Raw genomic sequence first — 2,464 nt, forward strand, 5'->3', positions numbered from 1 at the left:
GCCCGTTTTGTGGCAGGGGCGGATCGATTCAGAGTGTATGATCTTCCTGATCAAGAGGGAAAGTTGAAGCGGGTGCAATTCCAGCGAACCCCCGAGGGGCGCTACATCTCTTTTGAGTACGATGGAAAAGCCTATAGTCAGGAGCCTGCTGCCGCATCTCGCGATTCCTATGGGGCTGTGATATCGGCTTTAGTGAACAAGCTGAATGCCGATCCCCGTTTTCTTTTTGTAAGCCCCAAAGCGGAGGGGCTTGAAAAACTTGCCCGTTATAGCCCCGCCATTAAGGCGCTCCAGGCAAAACTTGCTACCACTACCACGGAGGTGCTAAAACGGGGAAATAACCAGGGACCGGGGCCTATTATCGCAGATAGCATGCGGTGGAAAACCAGGGCCGATGTGGCGATTATGAATCCCGGTGGGGTGCGCATAGATCTCCCCGCGGGGGACATCTCGGTGGCCCAGATTTACGAACTCCAGCCCTTTGCCAACACCTTAGTGACGCTTACGGTGACGGGGCAGGAGTTAGTGAATATCTTAGAAGATATGGCTGATTTCTGTATTACCAGTTATACCAAAAGCCCTGAGACGGCCTACCTCTATGTGTCAGGGCTTCGCTTGCAGTTGTTTGTAAACAACAGCAAGGGAAGCCGGGTGCGCGAAGTAGAGGTGCTCTCCACCGATGGTGCCTATAAGCCCCTCAACCTGGCGGGTTCCTACAGCCTTGTGGTGAATAACTTTATGGCCGATGGGGGCGACCGGAACGAAACCCTTAAGGCGATTTCCAAGGCACGAAAATACGATACCGGTTTTGTCGATTCGGAGGTAATGCTCGACTATGTGCAGGGCAAAACCCTGCGGGAAACAAAGGAAGAGCGGGTTAAAAATGTGTTCTAACTAAAAAACTTCCGGGATAGGCGACGCGGCATCACAGGGGCCTCGGGCCCCTGGGGGGGCAAGTAGTGCCGCCGCCCCTTCCCTCCAGTAAATGTTGCATCCAGCGGTGAGGGGTTCCCCCGCACCAAAATTCCGCCATTTTTATCGGTAGAATCTCCAATATATCTATTATCTCCAATATCTATACTATTATAATGTAAAAATTTAGCAAAATTTTGTTGTGTTTTTAAAAATACTGTGATATATGTGTAAATGTCCCGTGGGGATGGAAAATAAAGCGTGAGAGGTGTTTGTATGAAAAGAAGCGTGATGGTGGTCGTAGGTCTTGTGCTGGGGGGGCTCCTGTTTGCCCAGGAAGTTAAAATGAGTGTTGGTCTTACGGGGGGATTTTCTCCGGTGTCGATTAAATATGAAGACCCCTCAGGATCAACGGAGATAACAGATAATGCAGTCTCGGTAGGAGCCTTTTTTGATGCTACCTATGTCCAGTTGAGTGTGGGGTACGCTTTTACAGTAGCAAAATCAAAAGCTACAATAACATCGGGAGGAATTACTGTTGGAGCAGAGGGGGAAGTGCAAGCGAATTGGATGGATATCCAGGTCCTTGGGAAATATCCCTTCAAAGTAGTAGAAAATATCCAGGTTTTCCCTCTCGTGGGGATCGAATATTGGTATGCCCTTTCTAGGAAAACCAGTAGTGGTACTACGCCCGAAGATTCTTTAAAATACCTGCGGGATTGGTATCTCCTTTTTGGTGCCGGGGTGGATATAGGGGTAGCAAAGAATATTTATATTCGGCCCAGTGTTCTTTATGGTATTAACCTTACTGCGAAGGACGAGAATATCCCCAGTGATTGGAAAGCGAGCGGTTCTACCCTAAAAGTGAATTTAGCTTTTGGGTATACGTTATAAATACCCCTTACGGAGAAAAGGTTTTTCTAATACTGTGAAGATGTCTCCATCGGCGTAAAAGAAAAGAGATCATTTTTTAATAAACTTTAAAAAAGGGTTTCTATCTCATAAAGTTTTTAGAGCCCCGCCGCCTTCTGAAGAAGGGTGTGGGGCTCTTCTTTTTAAGGATTGATTCATCGAGTAAGAGAAAAGCGGGACCCTTTGAGAGAAAAACTCGGTGAGATAAGGGTAAACCTAGGCGGCGAGGGAAAGGGCCTTTTCCTAACGGTTTTTTTTGAAGGGCCCCGGGGGCTTTCCGGAACAACACCCTGGGGCCCGCTTTTTTATCTTTTTCTAAACAGCGTGACGTTCTTTCCCGATTGCCAAAAAGGTGTTTTCGGTTCATTATACAAGCATGAAACACACTTTTTTTAAAAGTTTATGGCTGCTGGTAGGTATTCTCGGAATAACGGCTGGGAGCCTTGCCCAGGAAACAGGGCCCGCAACGCCGGCGTCACAACAGAAACCCGATGCCCTGCGAAGTTACCGGATGGGCCGGGATTTAGAAGTACAGGGCCGAATAGATGAGGCCAATCAGCGGTACGAAGAGGCGGTGCAAATCTGTAAGCAGGAAATAGCCCAGAACGCCACCAACATGGATTCCTATACGGTGCTTACC

At 48.3% G+C, this 2,464-nt stretch carries 2 protein-coding genes; both read left to right on the top strand.

Going from position 1 to position 2,464, the window contains the following annotated elements; translation table 11 throughout:
* A partial coding sequence (locus N2315_08960) for a 5'-nucleotidase C-terminal domain-containing protein (GenBank protein ID MCX7829306.1) occupies positions 1-894 on the top strand: 894 nt, incomplete at its 5' end.
* A 294-nt stretch (positions 895-1,188) separates the two neighbouring features.
* The gene (locus N2315_08965) at positions 1,189-1,806 is read left to right on the top strand and encodes an autotransporter outer membrane beta-barrel domain-containing protein (GenBank protein MCX7829307.1); all 618 of its coding nucleotides are present in this window, start codon (positions 1,189-1,191) and stop codon (positions 1,804-1,806) included.
* Positions 1,807-2,464: the final 658 nt, after the last annotated feature.

It is taken from the genome of Thermanaerothrix sp. (assembly GCA_026417795.1).
In the GTDB taxonomy this organism is placed as follows: Bacteria; Synergistota; Synergistia; order Synergistales; family Synergistaceae; genus Thermanaerovibrio.

Coding starts and splice junctions, on each gene's coding strand:
- N2315_08965 (MCX7829307.1), top strand. CDS start 1,189: ATGAAAAGAAGCGTGATGGTGGTCGTAGGTCTTGTGCTGGGGGGGCTC.